21 protein-coding genes are annotated in these 23688 nt (G+C 68.1%); 4 read left to right on the forward strand and 17 right to left on the reverse strand.

Going from position 1 to position 23688, the window contains the following annotated elements:
* Positions 1-267: 267 nt before the first annotated feature.
* The 17 genes from KBI44_16295 to KBI44_16375 form a co-directional block, all read right to left on the reverse strand.
* Complete coding sequence (locus tag KBI44_16295) at positions 268-2262, reverse strand: hypothetical protein (GenBank protein MBP9146039.1); 1995 nt, start codon at positions 2260-2262, stop codon at positions 268-270.
* 218 nt (positions 2263-2480) lie between these two features.
* On the reverse strand, positions 2481-3683 hold the full coding sequence (locus KBI44_16300) for a VCBS repeat-containing protein (GenBank protein ID MBP9146040.1): 1203 nt from the start codon (positions 3681-3683) through the stop codon (positions 2481-2483).
* Between the two features lie 1066 nt (positions 3684-4749).
* A complete protein-coding gene (gene era / locus KBI44_16305) occupies positions 4750-5733 on the reverse strand; it encodes a GTPase Era (GenBank protein MBP9146041.1) in 984 nt (327 codons plus the stop codon).
* On the reverse strand, positions 5726-7003 hold the full coding sequence (locus tag KBI44_16310; GenBank protein ID MBP9146042.1) for an HlyC/CorC family transporter: 1278 nt from the start codon (positions 7001-7003) through the stop codon (positions 5726-5728). The genes era and KBI44_16310 overlap by 8 nt, the downstream gene beginning before the upstream one ends.
* On the reverse strand, positions 7000-7356 hold the full coding sequence (ybeY, locus tag KBI44_16315; GenBank protein MBP9146043.1) for an rRNA maturation RNase YbeY: 357 nt from the start codon (positions 7354-7356) through the stop codon (positions 7000-7002). The genes KBI44_16310 and ybeY overlap by 4 nt, the downstream gene beginning before the upstream one ends.
* A 68-nt stretch (positions 7357-7424) precedes the next feature.
* On the reverse strand, positions 7425-8390 hold the full coding sequence (locus tag KBI44_16320) for a PhoH family protein (GenBank protein ID MBP9146044.1): 966 nt from the start codon (positions 8388-8390) through the stop codon (positions 7425-7427).
* Positions 8391-8446: 56 nt separating this feature from the next.
* Positions 8447-9310, reverse strand: coding sequence for a 3-hydroxybutyryl-CoA dehydrogenase (locus KBI44_16325; protein ID MBP9146045.1), 864 nt, complete (start codon positions 9308-9310; stop codon positions 8447-8449).
* A 102-nt stretch (positions 9311-9412) separates the two neighbouring features.
* Entirely contained in the window at positions 9413-9877 is a 465-nt protein-coding gene (gene tsaE / locus KBI44_16330) for a tRNA (adenosine(37)-N6)-threonylcarbamoyltransferase complex ATPase subunit type 1 TsaE (GenBank protein ID MBP9146046.1), read from the reverse strand.
* Positions 9874-11481 (reverse strand): NAD(P)H-hydrate dehydratase, encoded by a 1608-nt coding sequence (locus KBI44_16335; GenBank protein MBP9146047.1) that lies wholly within the window; start codon positions 11479-11481, stop codon positions 9874-9876. The genes tsaE and KBI44_16335 overlap by 4 nt, the downstream gene beginning before the upstream one ends.
* Positions 11469-12251 (reverse strand): TIGR04282 family arsenosugar biosynthesis glycosyltransferase, encoded by a 783-nt coding sequence (locus KBI44_16340; protein ID MBP9146048.1) that lies wholly within the window; start codon positions 12249-12251, stop codon positions 11469-11471. The genes KBI44_16335 and KBI44_16340 overlap by 13 nt, the downstream gene beginning before the upstream one ends.
* A gap of 56 nt (positions 12252-12307) precedes the next feature.
* Entirely contained in the window at positions 12308-12532 is a 225-nt protein-coding gene (locus tag KBI44_16345; protein ID MBP9146049.1) for a hypothetical protein, read from the reverse strand.
* Entirely contained in the window at positions 12529-12963 is a 435-nt protein-coding gene (locus KBI44_16350) for a phage holin family protein (protein MBP9146050.1), read from the reverse strand. The genes KBI44_16345 and KBI44_16350 overlap by 4 nt, the downstream gene beginning before the upstream one ends.
* Positions 12960-14720 carry a VWA domain-containing protein gene (locus KBI44_16355; GenBank protein MBP9146051.1) on the reverse strand — a complete coding sequence of 587 codons (1761 nt, stop codon included), beginning with the start codon at positions 14718-14720 and terminating at the stop codon, positions 12960-12962. The genes KBI44_16350 and KBI44_16355 overlap by 4 nt, the downstream gene beginning before the upstream one ends.
* 81 nt (positions 14721-14801) lie before the next feature.
* A complete protein-coding gene (locus KBI44_16360) occupies positions 14802-16478 on the reverse strand; it encodes a VWA domain-containing protein (protein MBP9146052.1) in 1677 nt (558 codons plus the stop codon).
* A 41-nt stretch (positions 16479-16519) separates the two neighbouring features.
* A complete protein-coding gene (locus tag KBI44_16365; GenBank protein ID MBP9146053.1) occupies positions 16520-17596 on the reverse strand; it encodes a YpdA family putative bacillithiol disulfide reductase in 1077 nt (358 codons plus the stop codon).
* The gene (locus KBI44_16370) at positions 17593-18483 is read right to left on the reverse strand and encodes a hydroxymethylpyrimidine/phosphomethylpyrimidine kinase (protein ID MBP9146054.1); all 891 of its coding nucleotides are present in this window, start codon (positions 18481-18483) and stop codon (positions 17593-17595) included. The genes KBI44_16365 and KBI44_16370 overlap by 4 nt, the downstream gene beginning before the upstream one ends.
* 35 nt (positions 18484-18518) lie before the next feature.
* The gene (locus tag KBI44_16375; GenBank protein MBP9146055.1) at positions 18519-19352 is read right to left on the reverse strand and encodes a prolipoprotein diacylglyceryl transferase; all 834 of its coding nucleotides are present in this window, start codon (positions 19350-19352) and stop codon (positions 18519-18521) included.
* A gap of 25 nt (positions 19353-19377) precedes the next feature.
* Here KBI44_16375 and mgtE point away from each other — a divergent pair, with 25 nt between their 5' ends.
* The 4 genes from mgtE to KBI44_16395 all read left to right on the forward strand — a co-directional run.
* Positions 19378-20763, forward strand: coding sequence for a magnesium transporter (gene mgtE / locus KBI44_16380; GenBank protein ID MBP9146056.1), 1386 nt, complete (start codon positions 19378-19380; stop codon positions 20761-20763).
* The gene (locus KBI44_16385; GenBank protein MBP9146057.1) at positions 20760-22175 is read left to right on the forward strand and encodes an FAD-binding protein; all 1416 of its coding nucleotides are present in this window, start codon (positions 20760-20762) and stop codon (positions 22173-22175) included. Before mgtE ends, KBI44_16385 begins: the two co-directional genes overlap by 4 nt.
* 232 nt (positions 22176-22407) lie before the next feature.
* Complete coding sequence (locus KBI44_16390; protein MBP9146058.1) at positions 22408-23286, forward strand: SUMF1/EgtB/PvdO family nonheme iron enzyme; 879 nt, start codon at positions 22408-22410, stop codon at positions 23284-23286.
* 194 nt (positions 23287-23480) lie between these two features.
* Positions 23481-23688, forward strand: a 208-nt coding sequence (locus KBI44_16395) for a hypothetical protein (protein ID MBP9146059.1), incomplete at its 3' end; no start/stop codon positions are given.

Raw genomic sequence — 23688 nt, forward strand, 5'->3', positions numbered from 1 at the left:
ACCTGCATCGCCTGCAGCTCGACCCGCAGGTCCACTTCGACGACCGCGCCTCCCCCACCAACGGCGAGCTGCGCGTCCACTTCACCTTCCGCGACGACGGCTCCGGCCCCATCGCGACCTTCTACGCACGGCTCTTGCTCGTCGGAGAGTGAGCGGGAGGGACGCGACCCCGGAGGGCGAGCTCAGTCGTTTTCGTCGAGGTCGCCGAGCATCTCGTGGCGGGCCGCCATGCCGATGGACTTCACCCAGGTCCCGGCTGCCGCAAGATCAGGGAACGTTTACGCTCCAGCGATCGGTGTCACCGGCCTCGAAGCCGTCAGCGAAGGGCCCGGGGGACGGCAGCTCGAAGACGACGAATGTCGATCCGGCCGTCGCCGCGAGCTCCCAGCTCAGGTCGCGATCGAGATTCCCGAAGGCGAGCGATTGTTGCGTCGCAGGATTTCCGAGAAACGGGCTGGTCCAGAGGTCCTCTGAAGCACCAGGCCTTCGCAGATGGAGCCGACCGCCCGCCCAGGCGAGGATCTCTGGTCCAGGGACGGCATCGAATTCACCGACCAGAAGTGTCTCGACCGTATCTCCGAAATTTGCAATCGGCGGAAGCAGCGTGCCAGTTCCGAGATCAAGAGCGGCAACCGACCCGTCGTAGTTCCCCAGCAGGATCTCCTGCTCGGCATCTTCGTCGAGTTGCCCGACAGCCATGGTCGTGACGGAGACCAGCATCTGAACTGGCCCCCACAAGTATGCACCCGTCACCCGATCCATCACCGAGACAAGTCCGTCGTAGAGGAACGGAACGAACGCTACGATCTCATCGCCCGGCCAGATTCCGACGTTGCCGACGAAGAGCTGACTGACGGCGGGTGAATACCCCGAATCCGGAGAGCGCCACTTCAAAAAGCCCGTCGGTCCGTCTATCGCGAAGACGAACCCCTCCCGGGAGCCAAAAAGCAGTTCGACTTGCCCGTCGTCCTCGATGTCCACTTCGGCGATCGACGAGATCTTCGAGTACCAGGGGAAGTGCAGCCGCCAATGCTCCTCGAGCGTTTGCGAGTCGAAACAGAACGCATCCGCACCGCCGGCGAAGCAGATCTCGAGCTGCGGGTCCTCATCGAGCTGGGCGGCGATGACGACCGTAGCCAGGAGCTCCTGCGGAAACCACCCGCTCACGAGTACGAGTGGGTCCCTCTCGTCGAGCGCAATCACCATCGCCTGGGAGGCATAGGCCGGAGCTCCGGAGAACCTCGAGGTCGTGACGGCTTCCACCCTGCCATCGCGATCGACATCCGCGATATCGAGACCGGCGAAAGGGCCCGACTGCCCGCCCGTGCTCCGCGTGTCCATCCCCGCGTTGAGCTCGATCGCGTCGAGGTGCGCAAAGCCTTCGTAGTGCCCGATCCATCCGACCAGGGCTTCGTCCGTGCCGTCTCCGTCGGAGTCAGCCGAAATGACGTGCCAGGCCCTGTCGATGTCCCCGGGAATCGAAAGCCGCACCTCTCCACTCGCCGCATCGAGAGCCACCAGCGCTTCCCCCTGCGACCTGCGAGCCAGCAGCACGCTGTCATGACCGCCGATGACGACGAGCCCGCCAGCAATCGAGAGGACGTCGTCCAGCTCCGGAAGCACCCAAAAGACCTTTCCGCTGACGACGTTCCATGCCCGAACACCGTAGGAGTCAGGATCCCGTCCGACCACTTCGGCGATTCCATCCCGATCCAGGTCCACGAACCGGGCGTAGCTGCCCGCACCCGTCTCGCTGCTCCAGTCCACGTCCAAGGTCGCACCGTCGAGCACCATGCCCGCGGTCAGGATCTCCAGATTCGCATCCAGGTCGGCATTCGCAGCCTCGAGCGACTGGCAGTTGGTAGGCGGTAACCCCGGGACCGGAGTGAGGGTGGCAAAATCGAGCACGACCAGATCGTTCCACTCGCAGAGAACCAGATCGAGCGCGCCGTCGGCGTTCACGTCGGCGAGGAGAAAGTCCCGCAGCGACGTCCCAAGGCCGGCAATCTCCAGGATCAACTGCTTGCTGACCGGATCGAGAAGCGTCAGACCGGTCTCCGTAGCGATGGCGACCACCGTCTCGCCACCGAAGTCGATTGCACGAATCCGCGCGATCTGGTCCGGGAACGGCAGTGAGCTCCAGCTTTGCCGAATCGCGCCGTCGTCCTCCAACTGATAAAGCACATCGAGCCGATCGATCCACTGCCCTGCTCCATGCGCGGTGACGAAGATCTCGACTCCCGGGTCTCCGTCGAGCTCCAACGCCAGAATTCCCGATGACCCAATGTCCGTGCCGCCAAGCGACCAGGCCCACTCTTCATGGGCCTCGAGAGGCGGCGAGCCTTCTGCGCCAAGAGTCGATGCGAGCGGGACGACGAACGAGCATAGGCCCATCAAACCCGTCGCGAGCCGGCGGCTCAAGCGCCGCCGCCGCGCCGGCAGAGGCGCAGGAGTGCGGGAGGTGGAAGACATCGTCGGCCTCATGGCAGCGATCCGCTCCAGGCACTGGTATCTCCGGATTCGAAGCTGTCGCTGAAAACCGGAAGTTGCGGGCCTTCGAAGACAACGAATCCGATTCCCGTGTTGACCAGCAGATCCGGAATTCCGTTCCCCTCGACGTCAGCAACGTACATGGAATCGGCTTCCGAAGCCGAAGCCAGGATCAGCCCGCTTTCCCAGATCGTCGCGGCTTCGGCTCCTCCTCGAACGACGATCGTGCCCTCGACCGCGATCGCGAGGTCCGCGATTCCGTCTCTCGTCAGATCCACGCTGCGAAGCGACCGGATGTCGCCCTCGAACGTCGCAATGGGAGGGAGCAGCGTCCCGGTCGACAGATCCAGTGCGGAAACACTCCCATCGGCAGTTCCGACCAACACGAGATCCGGGAGTAGAGGACCCTGATCCACGATCTCCAGCGCCGAGGCCCAAACCTCGAAAGGGCCGACCTCCAGCACGCCAGTTGCAGCGTCCAGCAGTGTGAGGACTCCGGCGCCCAGTCCGACTCCGCCCACCACGACTTCGAGATCGGAATCACCGTCGACGTCCCCGACGCGGATCAAGGGGTGATCCCTGTGCACCGTGTACTTTGAAGAGATCCAGATCTCGGAGAAGGGATCGCCTCCGTACGCATGGATGAATCCGCCCCAGGTCACCACAATCAGTTCGAGGCGAGGGTCGCCTGTAATGTCGAAGGCGAACTGCGCGAGTGGTGTCGATTCGTGAGGGTAGGGCACCTCGAAGTCCACCTGCCGCGAGGCTCCGTCCAGGCAAACCAAACCGTTGTCGCCACGGACCGGAACACAGATCTCGGGCTGAGGATCGCCGTCCGTCTGTAGAACCGCGGATCCCACGGGATTCCCCCCCACTCCGGCTTCAGGAAGTCCGGTCGGGACGAGTCTCTTCGAAGCCACGTCGAACTGGATCGGAATCCAACCGTCCTGGGTCTCCCCTTCCAATATTCCGTTGGCGATGAGGTCGAAGCGCCCGTCCAGGTCGAAGTCGGCAGCCGACAGCCCCGGAAACGGCCCGCGAAACTTTTCCGCCTCGGCTTCGATCAGATGAGAATCCGAGTCGATGGTCAGCATGGGCCTCCAGCCGGTCATCGCCACCACGATCTCCGTCGCCTGGTCGCCGTCGAGTTCGCCCAGGGCTAATTCGACATCATCGACGTCGCCGATCGCCACGGACCAGAGATCAGCCCCGTCGACTGCGCGAAGAACGGAGATCGAGTCCGTCGAGTACGAGTGCCCGACGATCGAAGCACCTGACGACGACAGCCGGCCGACTTCCAGGTCGAGCAGGAAGAGATCGGCTCGCGACCAGATCCGCGAACCCGACCGCGGATTCCAGGCTTCGAGCGCACTGGGCTCGTTGGTGATGACCTCGCAGCGCGAATCGCCGTCGATATCCAGCAGCCAAGCCTCCCATCCAAATCCGGCGAGAAGCCCCCACTGAACGTGCCAACTGGATCCGTCGAGGAGATAGCCGCCCAGGGAGTTGCCGCTCAGGACGACTTCCAAGGCGGGATCGTCATCCGCCTGTCCCACGTCGAAGCGATATCCGCCAAATCCCGACCGGATCGTGACCAGTGCGCCACTCTCGAAATCGTAGACGAATAGGTCGTGGTCGTTGATGGTCAAGAGCTCCAATCCGCCGAGACCATCGACGTCAGCGACTGCCAGATCGTTGATCGAATCGACGTAGGGGGGCGAGTCGAGTGCGATCGACCTGAGATGACGCTTCGTGGCGGAGTCGTAAACCTCCGCAGCGGCAGCCGTCCAGACGACGATCGTCGGTTCGGGGCCGTCGACGTAGTAAAGGCCCCGAGGACCAGGTTCCATCCCGAGTGAGGACCACCTCTGGTCGAATCCGCCCTGGCGCTCCTCCAGCGCGAACCAATAGCCGCCATCGACCAGCGTGGAATCGGTGCGCGGCGAGCCCACCACAAGAACTTCGTGTCGTTTGTCGTCGAGCGGCCCTCCGAGGGCTATCGACCGCGAGTTGGGAAGGGGCGAGGTCTGGGTCCAGTTCCAAGTCAACCGGAGTGCGACCGAGGATGGAGGAGAGTCGGCCTTTGCGCCGGAAAGAGGCAGGAGGAGAGTCGCCAGCACCGAGCCGATTCTGAACGGCAGGAGAGGGCTTCTCATCCAAGACCGAAACCTGCCCTCTCGTCGATTCGACAAACTCGATTTCGAGCCCTCCACGCCTGTCGTCTCCTTCAGCATCCTGGGAGCGCCGGGCAGCGGCTTCTCACTCGTTCTCGTCGAGACCATCGAGCATCTGCTCGAGGTCGTCGACGGCGTCGGCGGCGTCGTTCAAGTCGTCGACGTCGAGGGTGGTGCCGGCGTGGAGGTCTCTCTTGATGTCGGCGATGATGCGGGGGTTTTCGCGCCAGTCCTCTTCGGTGCGGACACGCAGGTCGAGGAAGACTTTGCGGCCGAGGAACTCTTCGAGGTCGTGGCGGGCGGCCGTGCCGATGGTCTTCACCATCTCGCCGCCGTGGCCGATGAGGATCTTTTTCTGGCCCTCGCGCTCGACGAGCAGGGCGGCGTGGATGCGCAAGGCCTTTTCCGGGCCCGGATCCTCCCAGCGCTCGATCAGCACCGCGGTCGAGAACGGCAGCTCGTTCCGGGTCTCGCGCAGGATCTTCTCGCGGATGCGCTCGGCGACCAGGAAGCGCTCGGGGTGGATCGTGAGCAGTTCCTTGTCGTAGAGCGGCTCGCCTTCCGGGAGCATCTTCCAGAGCTCTTTCAAGAGGTTCTCGCAACCGTCGCCGGTCTCCGCCGAGATCGGGATGATGGCGTCGAAGATCCCCTCCCTGCCGTAGCGCTCGAGGATCGGCAGGAGCTTGTTCTTCTTCACCAGGTCGATCTTGTTGAGGAGCGCGATCTTCGGCTGCTTGGCCTTCGACACCAGATCGAGCAGGAACGCCTCGCCCTTGCCGAAGGGCTGCGAGATGTCGACCAGGAGACAGACGATGTCGGCCTCGCCCAGGGCGTCGGCCGCCTCACGGACCATCTCGCGGTTCATCCGGTGCATCGGGCGGTGGATCCCGGGGGTGTCGTAGAAGACGATCTGGCCTTCCTCTTGGGAGAGGATGCCGACCATGCGGTGCCGGGTCGTCTGCGGCTTGTCCGAGACGATCGACAGACGCTCGCCGAGCAGGCGGTTCGCGAGTGTCGACTTGCCTGCGTTCGGTCGCCCTACGAGCGCGACGGTGCCTGCCTTAGCCAATGGGAATCTCCTTCAAACCGGGGCGTCGCACCCGGACCGCGAGCACGCGGCGATCGTCGGCCTTCTCGACGTCGAACTGCAGGCCGGAATGGTAGAGCGTCGCGCCGGCCGCGGGGACCTGGCCGGAGATCCCCGAGAGCAGCCCGCCGACCGTCTCGTAGCCGTCCTCGAGCGGTGTCACGCCGAAGAACTCGTCGAGCGTGTCGAGCGCGGCGCGGCCGTCGAGGAGCAGACTCCCGTCGTCGAGCAGCCGGTTCTCCTGCGGCTCGTCGTCGTGCTCGTCGGCGATCTCGCCGACGATCTCCTCGATCACGTCCTCGATCGTCACCAGACCCTCGGTGCCGCCGAACTCGTTGAGCACGATCGCCATCTGCTGGCGCCGCGCCTGGAGCTCCTTCAGGAGCTCGCCCAGGTGCTTCGTGCCCGGGATGAAGAACGGCGTCTGCGCGATCGTCTCGAGCGCCGGGCGCGGCTCCGTGCGCAGGGCGCGGAAGAGGTCGCGCAGATGGAGAACGCCCGCGATCTGGTCGATCGACTCGCCGTAGAGCGGCAGGCGCGAGTACTCCGACTCGGTGAAGATCTCGGCCAGCCGGTCGAGCGAGTCGCCCATGCGCCCGCAGACCATGTCCACCCTCGGAGTCATGATGCTGCGTGCCTGGGTGTCGCCGAAGTCGACGACCCCCCAGACCAGGTCCCGGTCCTCCGGCTCGAGGATCCCCTCCTGCGTGCCGACCTCGATGAACGCTTCGACCTCTTCCTCGGAGGCCTCGTCGTCGTCGCGGTCGTCGTAGAGGTCGCGCGGCACGCGCAGGAGGGGCCCGAGCAGCGAGATCAGCGGCCAGAAGACGTAGTAGGCGGCGCGGTAGATCCAGGTGAGCGAAGCGAGGGCCCCCTCCGGGCTCCGGCGGAGCATCCGGCGGGCGGCGATCTCGGAGAGCGCCACGACCAGGGCGACGCTGGCGACGGCGTAGAGGAACGGGCTGCCCATGCCGAGCCGTTCGCCCGCCCTGCCGAGCGCCAGGCAGAGCACCAGGGGGACGAGCTTGGCGGAGAGATTCAGCAGGTAGCGGTAGAGGCCGAAGCGCGCCGGCTCTTCCCACAGTCGGCGGAGGCGCCCACCGGTCTCCTCCACCCAATGGCGCAACCGGATCGGTCCCGAGCGCTCGAGCAGCACCGTGGCGAGCGACAGCGGCGGCAGCGCCGCCAGCAGCAGCAGCGCGAGCCAGAGGTAAGGGGTGGACGAACCGGCGATCTCCGGCAGCTCGCTCATGCCCGTTTCAGCCAACGGCGGCGGAGGCGCCCTTCGAGCTTCTCCATCTCGCCCCCATCGCTCTCATGATCGTAGCCGAGGCAATGCAGGACGCCGTGGAGCAGCAGGAGCTTCACCTCGTCCAGGAGGGCGGCGCCCCGCGCCGCCGCCTGGCGCTCGGCGGTCGGAATCGACACCACAATGTCTCCCAGGTGGCGGCCTTCGGGCGATTCTCCACCGGGAAACGAGAGCACGTCGGTCGTCTTGTCCTTGCCGCGGAAGTCGCGATTCAGGCGCTGCATGGTGCGATCGCCGGCGAACCGGACGCCGACCGAATCGCACTCTGGCGCGAGGTCGGCCACCAGCTTCTCCATCCAGGGAGCGAGCCCCTTCGCAGGCAGGCGGGGAAAGCGGCCGGCCCCCGACAGGACGACCTCCGGGCTCATGGCTCCACGCCCTTTCGCGAGTGGCGGTCGTAGGCGGCCACGATCTTCTGGACCAGTGGATGGCGGACGACGTCGCGCTCGTCGAAGTGGATGAAGCTGATCCCGTCGACTCCCGAGAGGACGTCAATCGCCTCCCGGAGGCCGGAGACGATCGACTTCGGCAGGTCGGTCTGCGTGATGTCGCCAGTGATGACAGCCCGGGAGTTGTAGCCGATCCGGGTCAGGAACATCTTCATCTGCTCCGGCGTGGTGTTCTGCGCCTCGTCGAGGATGATGAAGGCGTCGTTGAGCGTCCGGCCGCGCATGAACGCGAGCGGCGCGACCTCGATCATGCCGCGCTCCAGCATCCGGCCGACCTTCTCGTAGCCGAGCATGTCGTAGAGCGCGTCGTAGAGCGGGCGGAGGTAGGGATTCACCTTCTCCGCGAGGTCGCCGGGCAGGAAACCGAGCTTCTCCCCCGCCTCGACCGCCGGCCGCGCCAGCACGATGCGCTTCACCCGCTTCTCGACCAGCGCGGCCGCCGCCATCGCGACCGCGAGGTAGGTCTTGCCCGTCCCCGCCGGCCCGACCGAGATCACCATGTCGTGCTCGGTCATCGCCTTCACGTAGGCCTGCTGGTTGAGGCTGCGGGGCGAGATCATGCGGCGCGTCGCGGTCGCCGACGCCGCCGCCGCCTCGCCCGAGAAGAAGTCGACCAGAGAGGTCTCCGGCGACTCCCGGATCACCCGGATCGCCGTCGTGACGTCCTCGTTGCGCAGCTGGAAGCCCTTCTCGATCAGCAGGGAGAGCTGCTCGAGGAGCCGGGAGACGGCGTGCACGGCGCCCGGCTCGCCCTCGACCGAAACATGACTGCCGCGCGCCGCCACCTCGACCCCGAAGGCCGACTCGATGCGGCGGAGGTTCTCGTCGCGGGTGCCGAAGAGGAGCTCGAGCCCCTCTTCGGCGAGATTCAGTTCGGGCATGCAGCGCGGGGGGACGTCATCGTGGAGAGCCCGATTCTAACAGGGTCGCCCCACGGTCACTTCGCGGCCGGTGCATAGTCGTAGAAGCCGCGGCCGCTCTTCCTGCCGAGCCGCCCGGCCTGCACCATCTGCTTGAGGAGCGGCGGCGGCGCGAAACGCTTCTCCCGGTACTCCTCGAACATGATGTTGGCGATGAAGTAGGTCGTATCGAGCCCGACGAAGTCGAGCAGCTGGAACGGCCCCATCGGGTAGCCGCAACCGAGCTTCATCCCCTCGTCGATGTCGGCCACGGAGCCCACGCCCTCTTCGAGGGCGCGAATCGCATCGAGCAGATAGGGCACGAGCAGCCGGTTGACGATGAACCCGGAGTTGTCCTTGCAGGCGACCGGCGTCTTGCCCAGGGCGCGGCAGAAGACATCGATCTCGGCGAGGACGCTGTCGTCGGTGAGGAGCGTGCGCACCACCTCGACCAGCTTCATGACCGGCACCGGGTTGAAAAAGTGGAGGCCCACGAAACGCGACGGACGCGAAGTCGCCATGGCGAGCTGGGTCACCGTCAGCGAAGAGGTGTTCGACGCGAAGATGGCGCCCGGCTGGACCACCTTGTCGAGCGCCGCGTAGGTCGCCTTCTTCTCCTCCAGGTTCTCGACGATCGCCTCGACCACGAGGTCGCAGTCGGCCATCGGCTCGAAGGAGGTCGTCCCCCGGATCCTTCCGAGGACCGCGTCGCGGTCTTCGGCGGTCATTTTGCCCTTCTCGACCGCCTTGGCGAGCGAACCGCGGATGCGGCCCATGCCCTTCTCGAGCAGGGCGTCCGAAACCTCCCGGACCACCGTCTCGAACCCCGCCTTCGCCGCGATCTCGGCGATCCCGGATCCCATCAGGCCGCAGCCCAGAACTCCGACTTTGCGAATGGCCATCTCTTTCCTTCCTCTCAGGTAGCTGATTTCGGACAGCGGTATTCCGACGACAGGCTAGGCAGACGACAGGCTAGGCAGACAACAGATCTCGGACAACCGGCTTCACTCCGGCGCGGGCTCCGGCTGGCTCGCGAGCTCGGCAATCTCCCGCCGGTCGCCTTCCCCCTCCCGCAACGTCAGGGCCAGCGCGCCCGGGACGAGGAACGGCAGGCGTTCCGCCCACTCGACGATCTTCACTCCCGGTCCGAGGAGAACCTCTTCGAAGCCGCAGGCGGCCGCCTCGGACGGCGAGATCCGGTAGAGGTCGAGGTGCGAGAGACGCCCTTCGGCCCTCTCCTCCCCGCCCACTCCGCCCGGCATCTCGTGTTCCCGCAGCAGCGCGAAGGTCGGCGACTGCACCTCGCGCGGGTCGATGCCCAACCCGAGGGCGACCCCCTGGGCGAGCACGGTCTTGCCGGCGCCGAGGCCGCCATAGAGCAACAGGCAACCTGCTGGCAGGAGCTCCCGCGCCAGCTCGGCGCCCAGCGCCCGGGTCTCGGCGACGCTCGCCGTGTGCCAGACCCTCACGCCTGGCCGAGCTTCCCGTAAGCCTGCGGCAGGTACTCCGCCAACGTCCCGGCCGGCACCGCCGGAGCGACGCCGGCGGCGACCGCCAGATCGCCGGCCAGACCGTGCAAGTGTACCGCGACCTGCGCCGCGAACGCCGGGTCGTCGCCCTGCGCGAGGCGTGCTGCGATCAGGCCGGTCAGCACGTCGCCACTGCCGCCGCTGGCCATGCCGGGGTTACCGGTCGTGTTGATGGAGACCTCTCCCGAGGGCAGACCGACCAGCGATCGGCTGCCCTTGAGCACGACGATGGCGCCCGAGAGCTCGGACGCGCGCCGGACGCTCGCCAGGCGGTCGGCTTCGACCTCAGCCGTGGAGCAACCCAACAGCCGCGCGAGCTCGCCGGGGTGCGGAGTCAGAATGGTGGCGGCGCGCCGCCTGGCGAGGAGACGCAGGCCGCCCGCTCCCCTGCGCCCTCCCTTCGCGCCCTTGGCGCCGGCGCCGGCACCGGAGGCCGCCGCCGCCGCGAGCGCGTTCAGCCCGTCCGCGTCGAGCACCAGCGGCAGGTCGGCGAGCTCGACCACGAGGCGCTGCACCAGCTTGAAGGTGCCAGGCGACTGCCCGAGTCCCGGACCGAGGGCCAGGACATCGCGCTCCCGGGCGGCCGTGAGCAGGCGGGCGAGCGCCGCGAACGGCAGCCCGCCGCTCGCATCTTCGGCGAGTGGCAGGCTCATCGCCTCGGGAGCGGCACTGGCGAGCGCCGCCCAGGCCGAGTCGACCGTCGCGACCGTCACCAGGCCGGCGCCGCCTCGGACCGCGCCACGTGCCGCGAGGATCGCGGCCCCCGCCTTGCCGCGCGAGCCGGCGACCAGAAGGACATGCCCGAACTCCCCCTTGTGCGCGGCCGAGGCCCGTGCCGGCAAGCCGTGCCGCAGATCTTCACCGGTCAGCACCTCGAGGTTGCCTCCGGCGCAGGGGCTCGAGTCGAACGGCACACCCAAATCGGCCACCGAGAGCTCGCCGACCCACTCGGCCGCAGGCTGCAGCAGATGGGCGATCTTGGGGGCGCCGAACGTCACCGTCGCGTCGGCCTGGATCGCCGGGCCGATCGGATGCGAGCGGCCGGCGTCGAGGCCGCTCGGGAGGTCGACCGCGAGGCGGGGCGCCGGCAGGGCGTTCATCCACTCGACGAGCTCGTCGTAGGGGGCCCGCAGCGGGCGTTCGAGGCCGGTGCCGAAGAGCGCGTCCACGACGAGATCCGCGGTGAAGGCCGACTCGGCGCTCTCCTGCCAGTCCGCGGCGAGATCGAAGGTCGCGAGGCCCATCGCCCGGCAGATCGCGAGCTGCTGAGCGCAATCGGCGGAGGGCGCCCGGCCGAAGTTCGCCAGGAAGATGCCGACCTCGTAGCCGCGCGTGACGAGCTGCCGGGCGAGCGCCAGGCCATCGCCGCCGTTACTCCCCGGTCCGCAGAAGATCGCGATCCGGCGCGCCTCGCCGAAGCTCGAACCGATCGCCTCGGCGAGAGCGAGGGCGGCGTTCTCCATCAATACCATGGCGGGGACGCCGAGCTCGTCGATCGCCCAGCGGTCGAACGCCCTTGCCTCTGCTGCAGTCAGAACACGCATGGATCCTCCACGGCCGCCCCCCCAAAGACCGCACCGGACGAGCCCGGCGAACCGGCCGCGCCAGGAGCCCGGAGCCAGCCCGCGAGCAGCTTCGAGGTGCGGTGGCAGGAAGGGAGCTCCCCCGCGTCGAGGCGCGCCGCGAGGCGCCCGAGGCCCTCGATGGTGTCGATGTCCTCCTCTTCCGTCAACAGCGCGACGGTGAGCCCGGCCGCGCGGCAGCGTTCCAGGGTTTGCGCGAGCACCGCGCCGGTACTCCAGGCGATGTCCTCGAAGACTGCCGCACGCAGCGCCACGGCGCCCAGTCCTATCAGGTAGTAGCCGCCGTCGACGGCGGGTCCGAGCACGACTTCGGCACCCGCCTCGAAAGCCCGGAAGGCCTCTTCGACCCGCTGCGGATCGAGCTGCGGCAGGTCGCTGCCGATGGCGACGGCGAACTGTTCTGCAGGCTCCATGAGTGCGGTGCAGAGGCGCTCCGTGAAGGCATGACGCATCCGGGCGCCGAGGTCGCCATCGACCTGCCGCCGGCCTCGGGGCGGCACTGCGGGAAGCGGCTCGCCCTCCTCCAAAGCCCAGACAGGGACGAGCTCGAAGTCGGCGCCGGAGAGCCTCTCGACAAGGTCGCCGAGGAATGCAGCGTGCAGGTCGGCTGCTTGAGCGGCCGAGAGGGCGCCGATCAGACGCGTCTTGACGCGCCCTTCGACCGGCGGCTTGGTGAACAGAAGGACGGTCTTTCGACCGGCGGGAACCTGCGGGGTTGGCTGCGCCGTCACGAGGGGATTCTACCGCCGCCCGGGCGACGCGTTGCGCACCGGCGACGCCGGCAACGTCAGCGACGGCGCTTCGGCAACGGGGAGTCCCCGCGCAAGCGCGGCAGATTGCGCTTCAGGACGATCCCGGCCGCGAGCCCCGCCGCCAGGGCGACGATCGGAACGATCCAGCGCAGGCCACGCGGCGCCCAACCGAGCTCCTCCTGCAGGTTGCCGCGCAGCTCGTCGAGGTCGACGGCGAAGCGCTCGCGGGTACCGGCGAGATCTTCGGGATCGTGGCTCACCGCTCCTCCTCGTCGCCGAGCTCCGCGACTGCGGAGCCCTCGTCTTCTGCGCCGAGACGCGACTGCCACCAGGCGGTATGGTCGCGCAAGCGGCGATCCAGCATCGCGGTCGGCGCCTCGATCCGGCGGGCGCGCGCCACCGACGCCATGGCGAACAGCACGGTCCCGAGGACGAAAACAGCGAAGACGATGCCGACGGCGCCCCAGCGCGGCAACCAGAGCGCCAGCATCTCGATCAGGAAATAGACCAGCAGGCCGACGGTCCAGAAGCCCAGGGCGAGCGTGATCGTGAACAGCAGGGCGGCGCGCAACAGGCTGCGCCCGGACTCGGCCAGATCCGCCAGGGCAGCCGAGATCTCGGCGCGGACGACAGCGAAATAGGCCGATCCCAGATTCTGAACCCGGGCGATCCAGCCCGCCGGCTTGGTCATCCTTTGCCGCCGATGTTCATCGTGCGCACCGTGAAGGCCTGCGTCGCGCCCACCTCGTCCCGAACGCCGACAGCGAGCTTCTGCGGCCCCTTCCGCATCATAAGCGAAATCGTGTAGACGTAGACCTGTTTCACGGCGGTCGCCACCTCCGCCTCGGGGATCACGATCGGCACGACGGAGCTCTGCACCTCGGACATGCCGCCGCTGTCGTCCATGGCGGCGAAGAAGACCCGCACCCGCGCCTGACGCAGGTTCTCGGCCGGCACCAGGACGAGCTTGCCGATGGGGATACGCACTTCGACCGGGACGGTGAAGAGGCCGTCATCGCGCCGGATCTCCGGCTTGCGCTCCACTCCGATACCCAGGCTGTTGCTCTCCGCGTCGTAGAACAGCGCCGAGATCACGCCGTCGGACATCTTGGCTTCGCTCGTCTTGTCGCGATACCCCTCGCGGTGTCGGACGACCAGATCCTTGCGCTTCGTGCGCACATCGATCTTGTGGTACCGGCCGTCGCCGCTGTGCACGGGGCTGTAGCCCAGCGAATAATAGGTCTTGAAGTCCCCGGCCACGGTGAGGAGGCCCTTGGCCGGGTCGTTCGTGTTGTAGATCGCCTTGCCGCCGGTCTCCTCCGCCATCATCTGGAGCGTCGACTGGAGGTTCGAGGTGTGGATCGAGTCGACCATCCCGCTCGTGTTCGCCGTGCGATTCTCGGCCGAGATCGAGGAGGAAGTCCGCAGGCCTTCGGCGTCGATGGTGTAGAACGAGATCCGGTTGGCGTTGGCCTGGGCCACCAGCTCCTGGATCCGGCGCGACGAGTCGTAGCTCAGGCTCTCCATGATCGCGGTCGAAGAGCCCGACGACGAGAACTTCTCCTGCACGTAGTGGAAGACGTCCTGGCCGGCGATCATCGGCAGTCCGTCGCTCACGTAGAGGACCGCCTTCCTGCCCGGAAGTCCGGCGAGGGAGCTCACCGTGTTCTTCAGCGAGTCGATCGAGAACTGCAGGTCGTTGAAGATCGACTCGGCGTAGCTCCGCGCCCGGGTGAGCGCCATGTTCGGGTCCTTCATGTCCTCGAGCTCGCGCAGCAGCTCGCGGCGCTCCGAGTCGGCCTGGGTGGCGAAGGCGTTCAGCTTCTCGAGCTCGAAGAGCGCCGAAGCGATGACCTGGGGATCGGAGGTGAACGGCCGCCGGACGTGCGGCTCGCGGTCGTAGGTCATCAGCATCACGCGATCGCCCGGCGTCAGGTCCGAGCGCAGGAACTCGCGCAGGGAGCCGAAGACCTTGTTGCGGCTGAACGGATGAATGTTGAAATTGTCGATGTAGACCACGAGGTGCAGGCGCTGATCCTCCGGCACCGGCGGGGGCATTCCCGGGACGGCGCCCGGCACCGGCTCGGCGGGGGCGGCAAGCTCCTCTTCGGACAACACCGGCCGGCCTTCGGTGACGGCGTAGAAGTTCGTGATCGCCATCGGCTTCTTGTCTTCGATGATCTCGAAATCGTCGCGGGTCAGGCCGTTGACGCGGTTGCCCTTCTTGTCGGTCACGTATACGTCGACGTTGACGACGCTGACGTCGATCGACTCGAAGAAGTCGCCGGCGCCGATGGCGGGCGCCTCCGGCGCCTCCCCTGTCGGCGGCGCCGGTTCCTGCAGGGGGGTCGCTGCAGGAGCCTGGGCGGCGAGATGAGCGGGCATACCGGGGGCGGCGAGACCCGCCACGAGAAGCAAAAGCAGACGGCACTGCGAAATTCTCATCATGAAATTCGGTTCCTCGAGAGGAGCGATGCCGGAAGGTCGGGGTCGCCGACCTTCCGGAATTCACCGCAGAGGTTCACTGCGTCAGGGTTGCACTTCGGCGCGGGCCGAGTAGATCGTCCCACCCGCCGGATCCGAAACCGCCAGCACGAGGTCGTTCTTCGCCCGGCGGAGCTGGACGATGGTGGTGTAGGTCGCGAAGGCACCCGCGGGGGCCTTGCCCGGCATGTCGAGGCGGATCGGTATGACCGGGATGTCCGACCGGCCACCGCGCTCGTCGAGGGCCGCGATCCGCAACTCGACCTCGGCGCTCATTCCCCTCTCGGTGGGCAGAGCGGTGAGCCTCTCGAGCGGAATCCGGATGGTGACCGGAACGTTCATCTTGGTGCCGGAGACCTTCCTCGACGTCCCGATCTCGACCGGCAGTGGCAGGGAGTTGGGACCTTCGCCGAAGAGCAGGATGCTCTCGACCGCCATGCTGGTCTCGCGCCGCTGCGAGAAGTCGACGAAGCCGGCCCGATTGCGGATCTTCAAGTCCGCGACGCGGGTCGAGAGCGCCACCTTGTGCTTGCCATCGTCGCCCTGCCAGGTCGGGGTGAAGCCGATCCAGTAGTAGCTGTGGGTGTCCTCGGCGACCCGGGCGAGAACCTCTTCGCGGGCTGCGTTCAGCAGCGCCTCGCCACCGGTCTCCTGGGCGACGTACTGCAGCGAGTACTGGACGTTGTTCTCGCGCTGGAACTGGGTGCTGCGATCGTTGAAATTCGAGCCTGCCGCGTATTCGGCGCTGGTGGTCGAGTCCTCGGTCAGGCCCGGAATGTCGACGGCGTAGATCGTGTAGCCGAGCTGGTTCGCGGTATCGGTCAGCGGAGCCAGGAGCTCGTCACCGCGCTTCAGCTGCGATTCGAGCACCGTCCGGTTGTAGTCGTTGATGGCGTACTGCACGGGATCGTACGGCCATCCCCCGGCGAGCAGGACGAGGACCTTGCGACCCGGCGGGTTGGCAAACCCGCGCAGCGCCGAAGTGGCGGCGGCGACGATCCCCTTCACTTGATCCTGCAGCGTCTCGGCGTAGGCGCGCTCGTCGACGTCCAGTCGCATCTGGGTCGAGTCGAGCAGGCGCGGACGGTGGCCGTAGAATCGGTCGCTGCGAGTGGCTTGGGTGAACCTGCGGTCGTCCGATTCCCGCTGGATGCCCTTCGCTGGCCGGGCCATCGCCTTGCGGAAGACGCGCTCGAGCTCGGCGCTCGACTGCGACCAGGAGGAGAGCATCTCGAGCTGCAGACCGTCGTAGGCGACGACGGCCATGCGGTCCTCGGGGCGCAGCCGCCCGAGGTCGGCGGAGAGCTTCTCGATCACCAGGTCGCGATCGCGCGCAAGCGGGTAGAAGTCGTCGATGAAGACCAGGTAGCTGGTTCCGACCGGCGTCCCCGGCGCGAGCTGCGGCACTCCGGGGACCATCACCGGAGCGTCCGGCGGTCCTTCGATGGCGTCGCCGCCCCGGACCTCGGTGAAGTACTGGATCGGAACCTCGGCGCCGTCGACCTTGAGCGCAAAATCGCCCGGCTGGAGACCCGTAACCGGCAGCCCCTGCTTGTCGGTCACCACGACCTCGACGTTGATGACCCGCACCTCGACGGTCTCGCCGAAGATCGAGGCGGGCGCGGCTTCGGGCGTGCCCGGCACCTGCGCCCCGACCACCGAGGCGACGAAGGCGAGTGCGGCGAGAGCTGCGGAACCGTTGCGGCTTGGCGAGCTGTTCATTCTGCGGACTCCTTCGGGAAGCGGTCTCATCGATCCCGGTCTCATCGATCCAGTACGGGAGGCGAGCGGCGATCGGATTCCAGACCCGCTGCAATCGTCGTACCACGAAGCCTGGCGCGCAGGTGCTGCGCGATCCGGACCCCGTGGTCACGAGAGTTCTCGATGAAGATTCTGTGGGTTTCGCGCCCCGCCTGGATCGTCCCCGCGACGTAGAGGCCGGGGACCGCGGTTTCGCAACTTCCCGGATCGAACTCCGGAGCCCCGGTCGCCGGATCGACCCGCACACCTGCAGCTTCGAGGACTCCGGTCTCCGGAGCGTATCCGATCAGGACGTAGGCCGCTCCGGCGGCGACTTCCTCGATCCGGCCTTCGCCGCCGGGCAGAAGGACCCGCACCGCGCCGTCCACGAACTCGACCACCTCGGCGCCGAGCAGCGCCCGGATGCCGCCTTCGGCGATGCGGTTCTCGATGTCCGGCTTGACCCAGTACTTGACCGTCTCCTTGAGGGCCGGGCCGTGGTGCACGAGGGTGACCCGCGCGCCATGGCGGAAAAGGTCGAGAGCCGCCTCGACGCCCGAGTTGCCACCTCCGACGACGACGACCGAGTCCCCAAAATGGGACAGCGGCTCGCGATAGCGGCTGTGGACCCATGGTCGATCCTCGCCGGGGACCCCCAGGCGTAACGGATGACAGAAGTAGCCCGTCGCGACCGCGACGGCCCGGGCGCGCCGATCGACGGCGCCGGAGCGTCCTCGGCAGGAGACGACGAAGCCGTCGGCCGTCTTCCGGATCGCTTCGACGTCCTCATGCAGCGCCAGGGGCAGCTCGTACTTCGCTGCCACGGCCTGATAGTAGGCCACTGCCTGCCGCCGATTCGGCTTGTCGTCCGGGATCGCGAACGGCACGCCGGCGATCTCCAGACGCTCTCGCGTGGTGAAGAACAGCATCTCGGCCGGGTAGTCGACGAGCGAGGCGACCAGGGGGCCGCGGTCCACCAGCAGCGTCGTGAGACCCGCCCGCCGGGCTTCGGCGCCCAGGCCGATGCCCGTCGGCCCCGCGCCGACCACCAGGAGATCCAGGAGATCCATGGCCGAAGCCCGGCTCGCATTCGCCGTCATGCCAGACACCCGCCACGCCGGACTGTCGCTCCAGCAGCGACGCCGGCGTCCGGTCGGCGCTGCATCCAGAAGGGATCGACCGGGCCGGTGCCGGCGCCGATCGGAATGGCACGGACGATCGCCTCGTGCAGCCAGTCGATCGCCCCCGCGACCGCCTCGACCAGGCTCTCGCCGCGCCCGAGGCGCGCCGCAATCGCCGACGAGAGGGTGCACCCGGTGCCGTGGGTCGACCGGCTCGCGATCCGCGGGTGGACGAAGCTGTGAACTCTGGAGCCGTCCCAGAGGAGGTCCACGACCTCGCCCCCCTCCGCATGCCCGCCCTTGAGCAGCACGGCTGCGCAGCGCTCCCCGAGCCGCCGCACCAGGCGCTCCCTCGCCGCCGGCGTGCTGGCGGCAGACGCGCCGTCGAGGCGCTCCGCCTCCGGCAGATTCGGTGTCAGCAGGGTCGCGAGCGGGAAAAGGCGCTGCAGGTGGTCCACGGCATCGGCGTCGAGGAGCGCATTGCCGCTTTTCGCGATCATGACCGGGTCGAGCACCACCGGTGGTCGCGGTGGCCGCCGGTCTGCGCGCAGGGCGCTCGAAGGGGAGGCAGAGGCGGCTGGCGCCGCGACCAGGCAGGCGGCCACCGCGTCGATGATCCCGGTCTCGGCCAGCATCCCGATCTTCACCGCGTCGACGCCCGGATCAGCGAAAACCGCGTCGATCTGGGCCGCCACGAGGGCCGGCGGCAGGGCCTGCACAGCGCTCACCCCGAGGGTGTTCTGCGCCGTGATCGCCGTGATGGCGGTCATGCCGTAGCCACCGTGGGCCGCGAAGGTCTTGAGATCCGCCTGGATCCCGGCGCCACCGCTCGAGTCGGAACCGGCGATCGAGAGCAGACGGGGCAGTCCGGCACCCGCCGGCGGGAACACCAGCGCGCCGCTCAACGCTCGACCGCGGCCGCCGGAAGCGCGGCACGGCCCCAGGCCTTGCGGCGTCCGGCCCAGATCGCCAGCAAGAGCAGGAGGATCACCAGGCTGATGCCCTGCGCCACGGTCAACCCGGCCAGCAGTCGGTCGTCCTTGGCGCGCAGGAACTCGACCAGGAAACGTTCGACTGCGAGCCCGGCGAAGACCGCCAGGGCGGTGCGACCGGCGCGTTTGCCGTAAGGACCGCGGAGCATCCGCCAGCCGACCCAGGCGATCAGGAAGGCGATCGCCGTTTCGTAGAGCTGGGTGGGGTGGACGCGCAGCAACTGGTCGTCCGCGACTCCGGGCGGGATCGCCACGCCGAACTCCGACCGCAGGTAGCCGGCGGTCGTCGGCGGCAGGCCGTTCGGGAAGGCGATGGCCCACGGCAGATCGCTCGGCCGCCCGTAGTCGTCGCCGACCAGAAAGCAGCCGATCCGCCCGACACCGTAACCGAGCGCGAGCGCCGGAGTCGCGGCGTCGAGGAGCGGCCAGAACGGCAGCCGCCGGCGCCGGATCACCCAGAGGACCGCGGCGGTCGCCAGGATGAAGCCGCCGTACCAGACGAGGCCGGAGCGATCGAACAGCAGGCGCCAGTCGCCGTAGAGAATTGCGTAGTAGATCTTCGCGCCGAGGATGCCACCGACGCCGGCGGCGAAGAGGATCGAGCTGGCATCCTCCTCACTCCCTACTCCCAGGCGCTTCATGCCGCGCTTGAGCTGCAGGTAGCCGGAGAAAAAGGCCATCACCAGCATGACGCCGAAAGGACTGATCACAATCGGCCCGATATGGAAAAGCTCTTGGATCATCGCGAATTACTCTAACATCCACGTCGTGCAGAACGAGGCCATCGCGAGCGCCCGGCGGAGCGCCGCCGGAAGTCACCGCCAGCGCCTGATCCTGCGCCTGCTGCGCCGTCCGGAGCAGAAGCCGGCGCGACGCCTGCTGGCGCGGCTCCACCCCGCCGACCTCGCCCGGTTGGTGCCACTGCTCGCGCCCGACGAGCAGGACCGCCTGATGGAGACCCTGCTCGAGCTCAAGCTCGCCGGCCGGACGGTGGCCGAGCTCGGCCCCGACATCCAGGCGACCATCCTCGCCAAGCTCGAGGACGGCGCCCTCGCCGGCCTCCTCCGCCAGATCTCCGCCAATGACGCCGTCGATCTGCTCGAGCGGCTCGATTCGGACCGCGCCCAGGCGGTGATGGCGCTCCTCGACCGCCCAGCGGCCAACCAGCTCGCCAATCTGATGCATTACGGGGCGGCGACCGCCGGCGGCCTGATGGACCCCGAAGCGCCGCACTTCCCCGCCGAACAGACCGTCGACACGACGCTCAAGCAAGTGCGTCAGCTCGCCGAGGGGCGGCGCCTCTTCTATCTCTACATCACCGACGAGCGGCTCCACCTGCTGGGAATCGTCTCGCTCTGGCAACTGGTCACCGCCGCCGCCGACCGGCCGCTGCGCGAGATCATGTCGACCGAGGTCGTGACCGTCCGGGTGGACACCCCCGAGGAGGAGGTGGCGCAGGTCTTCTCGCGCTACGACCTCCTGATGATCCCGGTGGTCGACGGCGAAGGCCGCTTCACCGGCGCGATCACCGTCGACGACGTTCTCGACGTCGTCGAAGCGCAGGCCACGCAGGACCTCTACCGCCTCGCCAACCTGTCCGTCCAGGAGGGAGTCTCGACCACCGCCATGCGCTCGGTGCGCTTGCGCCTGCCCTGGCTCCTGGTCAATCTCACGACCGCCTTCCTCGCCGCCTTCGTCGTCAGCCAGTTCCAGGCGACGATCGCGAAGTACGTCGTGCTCGCGGTCTTCATGCCGATCGTCGCCGGCATGGGCGGCAATGCCGGCACCCAGACCCTCACGGTCATGGTGCGCGCCCTCGCCCTGGGCGAGATGGACCTGCGTCGCGCCGGGGGCGTGCTGATGCGGCAGACGGCCGTCGGCCTGATGAACGGCCTCGGCACGGGCCTCGTCCTCGGCCTCGTCGCCCTGATCTGGGAGCGCAACGCTGTTCTCGCCGGCGTGCTCTTCTTCGCCGCGACCGTCAACCTGACGATCGCCGGCTTTTTCGGCGCCGGCGTGCCGCTGGTCCTCCGGCGCCTGAACCTCGATCCTGCCCTCGGCAGCTCGATCCTCGTCACCACCGCCACCGACGTCTGCGGCTTTCTCGCCTTCCTCGGCACGGCGACCCTGCTCCTCGCCCACCTCCACCCGTGAGCCCGGAAGAGCCGCTCCGGCAACCGACCGCGGCCGACATCGCCGCACTCGCCGCCCATCTCGGACCGGGATCGCTCCTCGGGGAGGCCTCCGCCCGCGAGCGCTATGCACAGGACGAAACGGAGGACCTGCGCTTTCTGCCGGCGGCGGTCGCACTCCCGGCCTCCACCGCCGAGGTGCAGACGATCCTGCGCTTCGCCCACGACCGGCGGCTCGCAGTGACGCCGCGCGGCGCCGGCACGGGGCTCTCGGGGGGGGCCTTGGCCGCGACCGGCGGCATCGTTCTCGGTCTCGAGCGGATGAACCGGATCCGCGAGATCGACCGCCGGAATCTCGTCGCGGTCGTCGAGGCCGGCGTCATTACCGCCGACCTGCAGAACGCCGTCGAGGCGGTCGGGCTGTTCTATCCCCCCGACCCGTCGAGCCGCGAGAGCTGTCAGCTGGGCGGCAACATCGCGGAGGACGCGGCCGGGCCGCGCAGCGCGAAGTACGGCACCACCCGGCGCTACGTCCTCGGTCTCGAAGCCGTCCTTGCCGACGGCTCCCTGCTGCCCGCAGGCGGCAAGAACCGCAAGGACGCCACCGGCTACAACCTGACTCAGCTCCTCGTCGGTTCCGAGGGGACGCTCGCTGTCATCACAGCGGCGACCCTCCGGCTGCTCGCCAAACCGGCGGCGACGCTCACCATGATCCTCCCCTTCCCGACCCTCGAGGCCGCCGCGGAGGCGGTCGAACGGATCTGGAGCGACGGCTTCGACCCTTCCGCCTGCGAGATCGCCGAGCGCGCCGCCCTCGACGCCGTGACTCGGGTCGAAGCGCTGCCGCGCGAGCTCGCGGCTGCGGCGGCGATGCTTCTCCTCGAGCTCGACGGCTCCGACGCGGCGGCGCTCCTCTCGGCCGCGGCCGGCATCGACGAGCTGGCGCAATCGCTCGGCGCCTCCCCCGCCCTGGTGGCGGACGACGCCGCCGGCCAGCGCCGTCTCTGGCAGATTCGCCGCCGGATCGGCGAGGCGGTCAAGCAGCTCTCGGTCTACAAGGAGGCGGACACCGTCGTGCCGCGCGCGGCCCTCGCCCCCCTGGTCCGGGCGGCGCGCGCCGCCGCCGACCGGCAGGGACTGACGGCGATCTGCTACGGCCACGCCGGCGACGGCAACCTGCACGTCAACCTGCTGCGCGGCGAGCTCCCTGCGGAGCTCTGGATCGAGCGCCGCGATCGCGCCGAGGAGGAGCTCTTCCGGGCCGTGGTAGCGCTCGGCGGCAAGATCTCCGGCGAGCACGGCATTGGACTCGTGCAGCGCCGATTTCTGCCCCTGGCCCTCGCACCCGCCGAGATCTCCGCGATGCGCGCTGTCAAGGCGGCGCTCGACCCGCGCGGCATCCTGAACCCGGGCAAGATCTTTCCGGGCGGGTAGGTCCGGGCCGGTCCTGAGCAAGGACCTTTGTGAAACGAGGTGTCGGGAAGGCGCGACGATGCGAAAGCAGGAGACCGGGAGACGCTTCCGACTGCCGGCGAACTGATCTAGCATCGGCCCGCACGGACCTGCACAGGGCGACTGTCTCGAGCATCGCAGGTATCGCAGGCAGTGCGGGCGTCGAAGCCGTCGAAACCGGGACTGTCGCAGCATTCGATTCAGGAGATCCACGATGAAGTTGACGCCGCTCGGCAAGCTCCTCCTGTTCTTGATCGGCCTCGGACTGGTCGTGACCGCCGTCTACCGTTTCGTTCCGCCCGAGCAGCTCCCCTGGAACCGCCCGCAAGCGGCACCGCCCAGCGGAACCGAGGTCCGGCAAGAGGGCCGTCCGGCGGAGAAGGCTGCCGAGAAGTCCCGGCCGGCGGCCGACGCCCAGGCCTCGAACAAGCCGTGGATCGCCGTTCCTGCAGGTCTCTTCGCCTCCGGCCCGGATCAGTCCGAGATCGACGTGCCGCCCTTTTCGATCGAGCGCACCGAGGTCACCAACGGGCGCTACGAGGAGTTCCTCGAGGCCTGCCCGCGCGGCAGCGCCTGCGGCCCCCGCGAGCTCCCTTCCTACTGGGAGGACCGCGCTTACCTCGCCGGGCATCGCGACAACCCGGTGGTCTTCGTCGCCTGGAGCGAGGCCGCGAGTTTCTGCCGCTGGTCAGGCGGCCGCCTGCCGACGGCGATCGAGTGGGAGAAGGCGGCCCGCGGCACCGACGGCCGTTCCTATCCGACCGGCAATGTCCTCGATCCGGCGACCGCGAACATCCTCGGGGCCGAGCGGCATGACGAGAAATCGGCCGCCGCGAAGCAGATTCCGACCTGGCCGGTGACCGACAGCCGCTATGCGCGCGACCGCAGTCCCTACGGCGTTCTCGGCATGGCCGGCAACGTGAGCGAATGGACCGCATCGGCGAGCGAGGAAGAGCCCGACCTGCGCCTGGTCGCCGGCGGCTCCTGGGATTCCTGGGAGCTCTCCGACGGGCGGACCTACAACCGCATCCCGAAGTCGCCCGCCGACCGCAGCTCGAGCCTCGGCTTCCGCTGCGCGAAGTCGCAGCAGTAGCAGGGTGGGTGGAAGGCGATGAAATGCAGAAAGAAGCAAAGGCTCGAACAAAGGGGTGCTCGCCCGACGCTCTCGGGTCGGTCACCTGCGTTGACTTCCGCTCCGCGGCGGATTCAAGAGCTTCGTCCGCGGCGCCCGCACGAAACCCAAACGGTTCTTCCATCATCGATCGCAGCGGAGGGGGCACGACACTCATGACCAGGAACGCCAGGCCGTATCTTTCCTTTACTGGAGCCTTTGCCTTTCTTTGTTGTTCCTTGTCCCCGGCCGTCGCCGCCGAGGATGACTCGCTGCAGAAGGTGGTGGACGCCGGGGTGCTCCGCGTCGCCGCGGAGCCGGGCACGCCGCCGATGCTCTTCAAGGAGGGCAGCCGCTACGACGGGTTCGACTACGCGATCGCCA

Source organism: Thermoanaerobaculia bacterium, assembly GCA_018057705.1.
Classification (GTDB): domain Bacteria; phylum Acidobacteriota; class Thermoanaerobaculia; order Multivoradales; family JAGPDF01; genus JAGPDF01.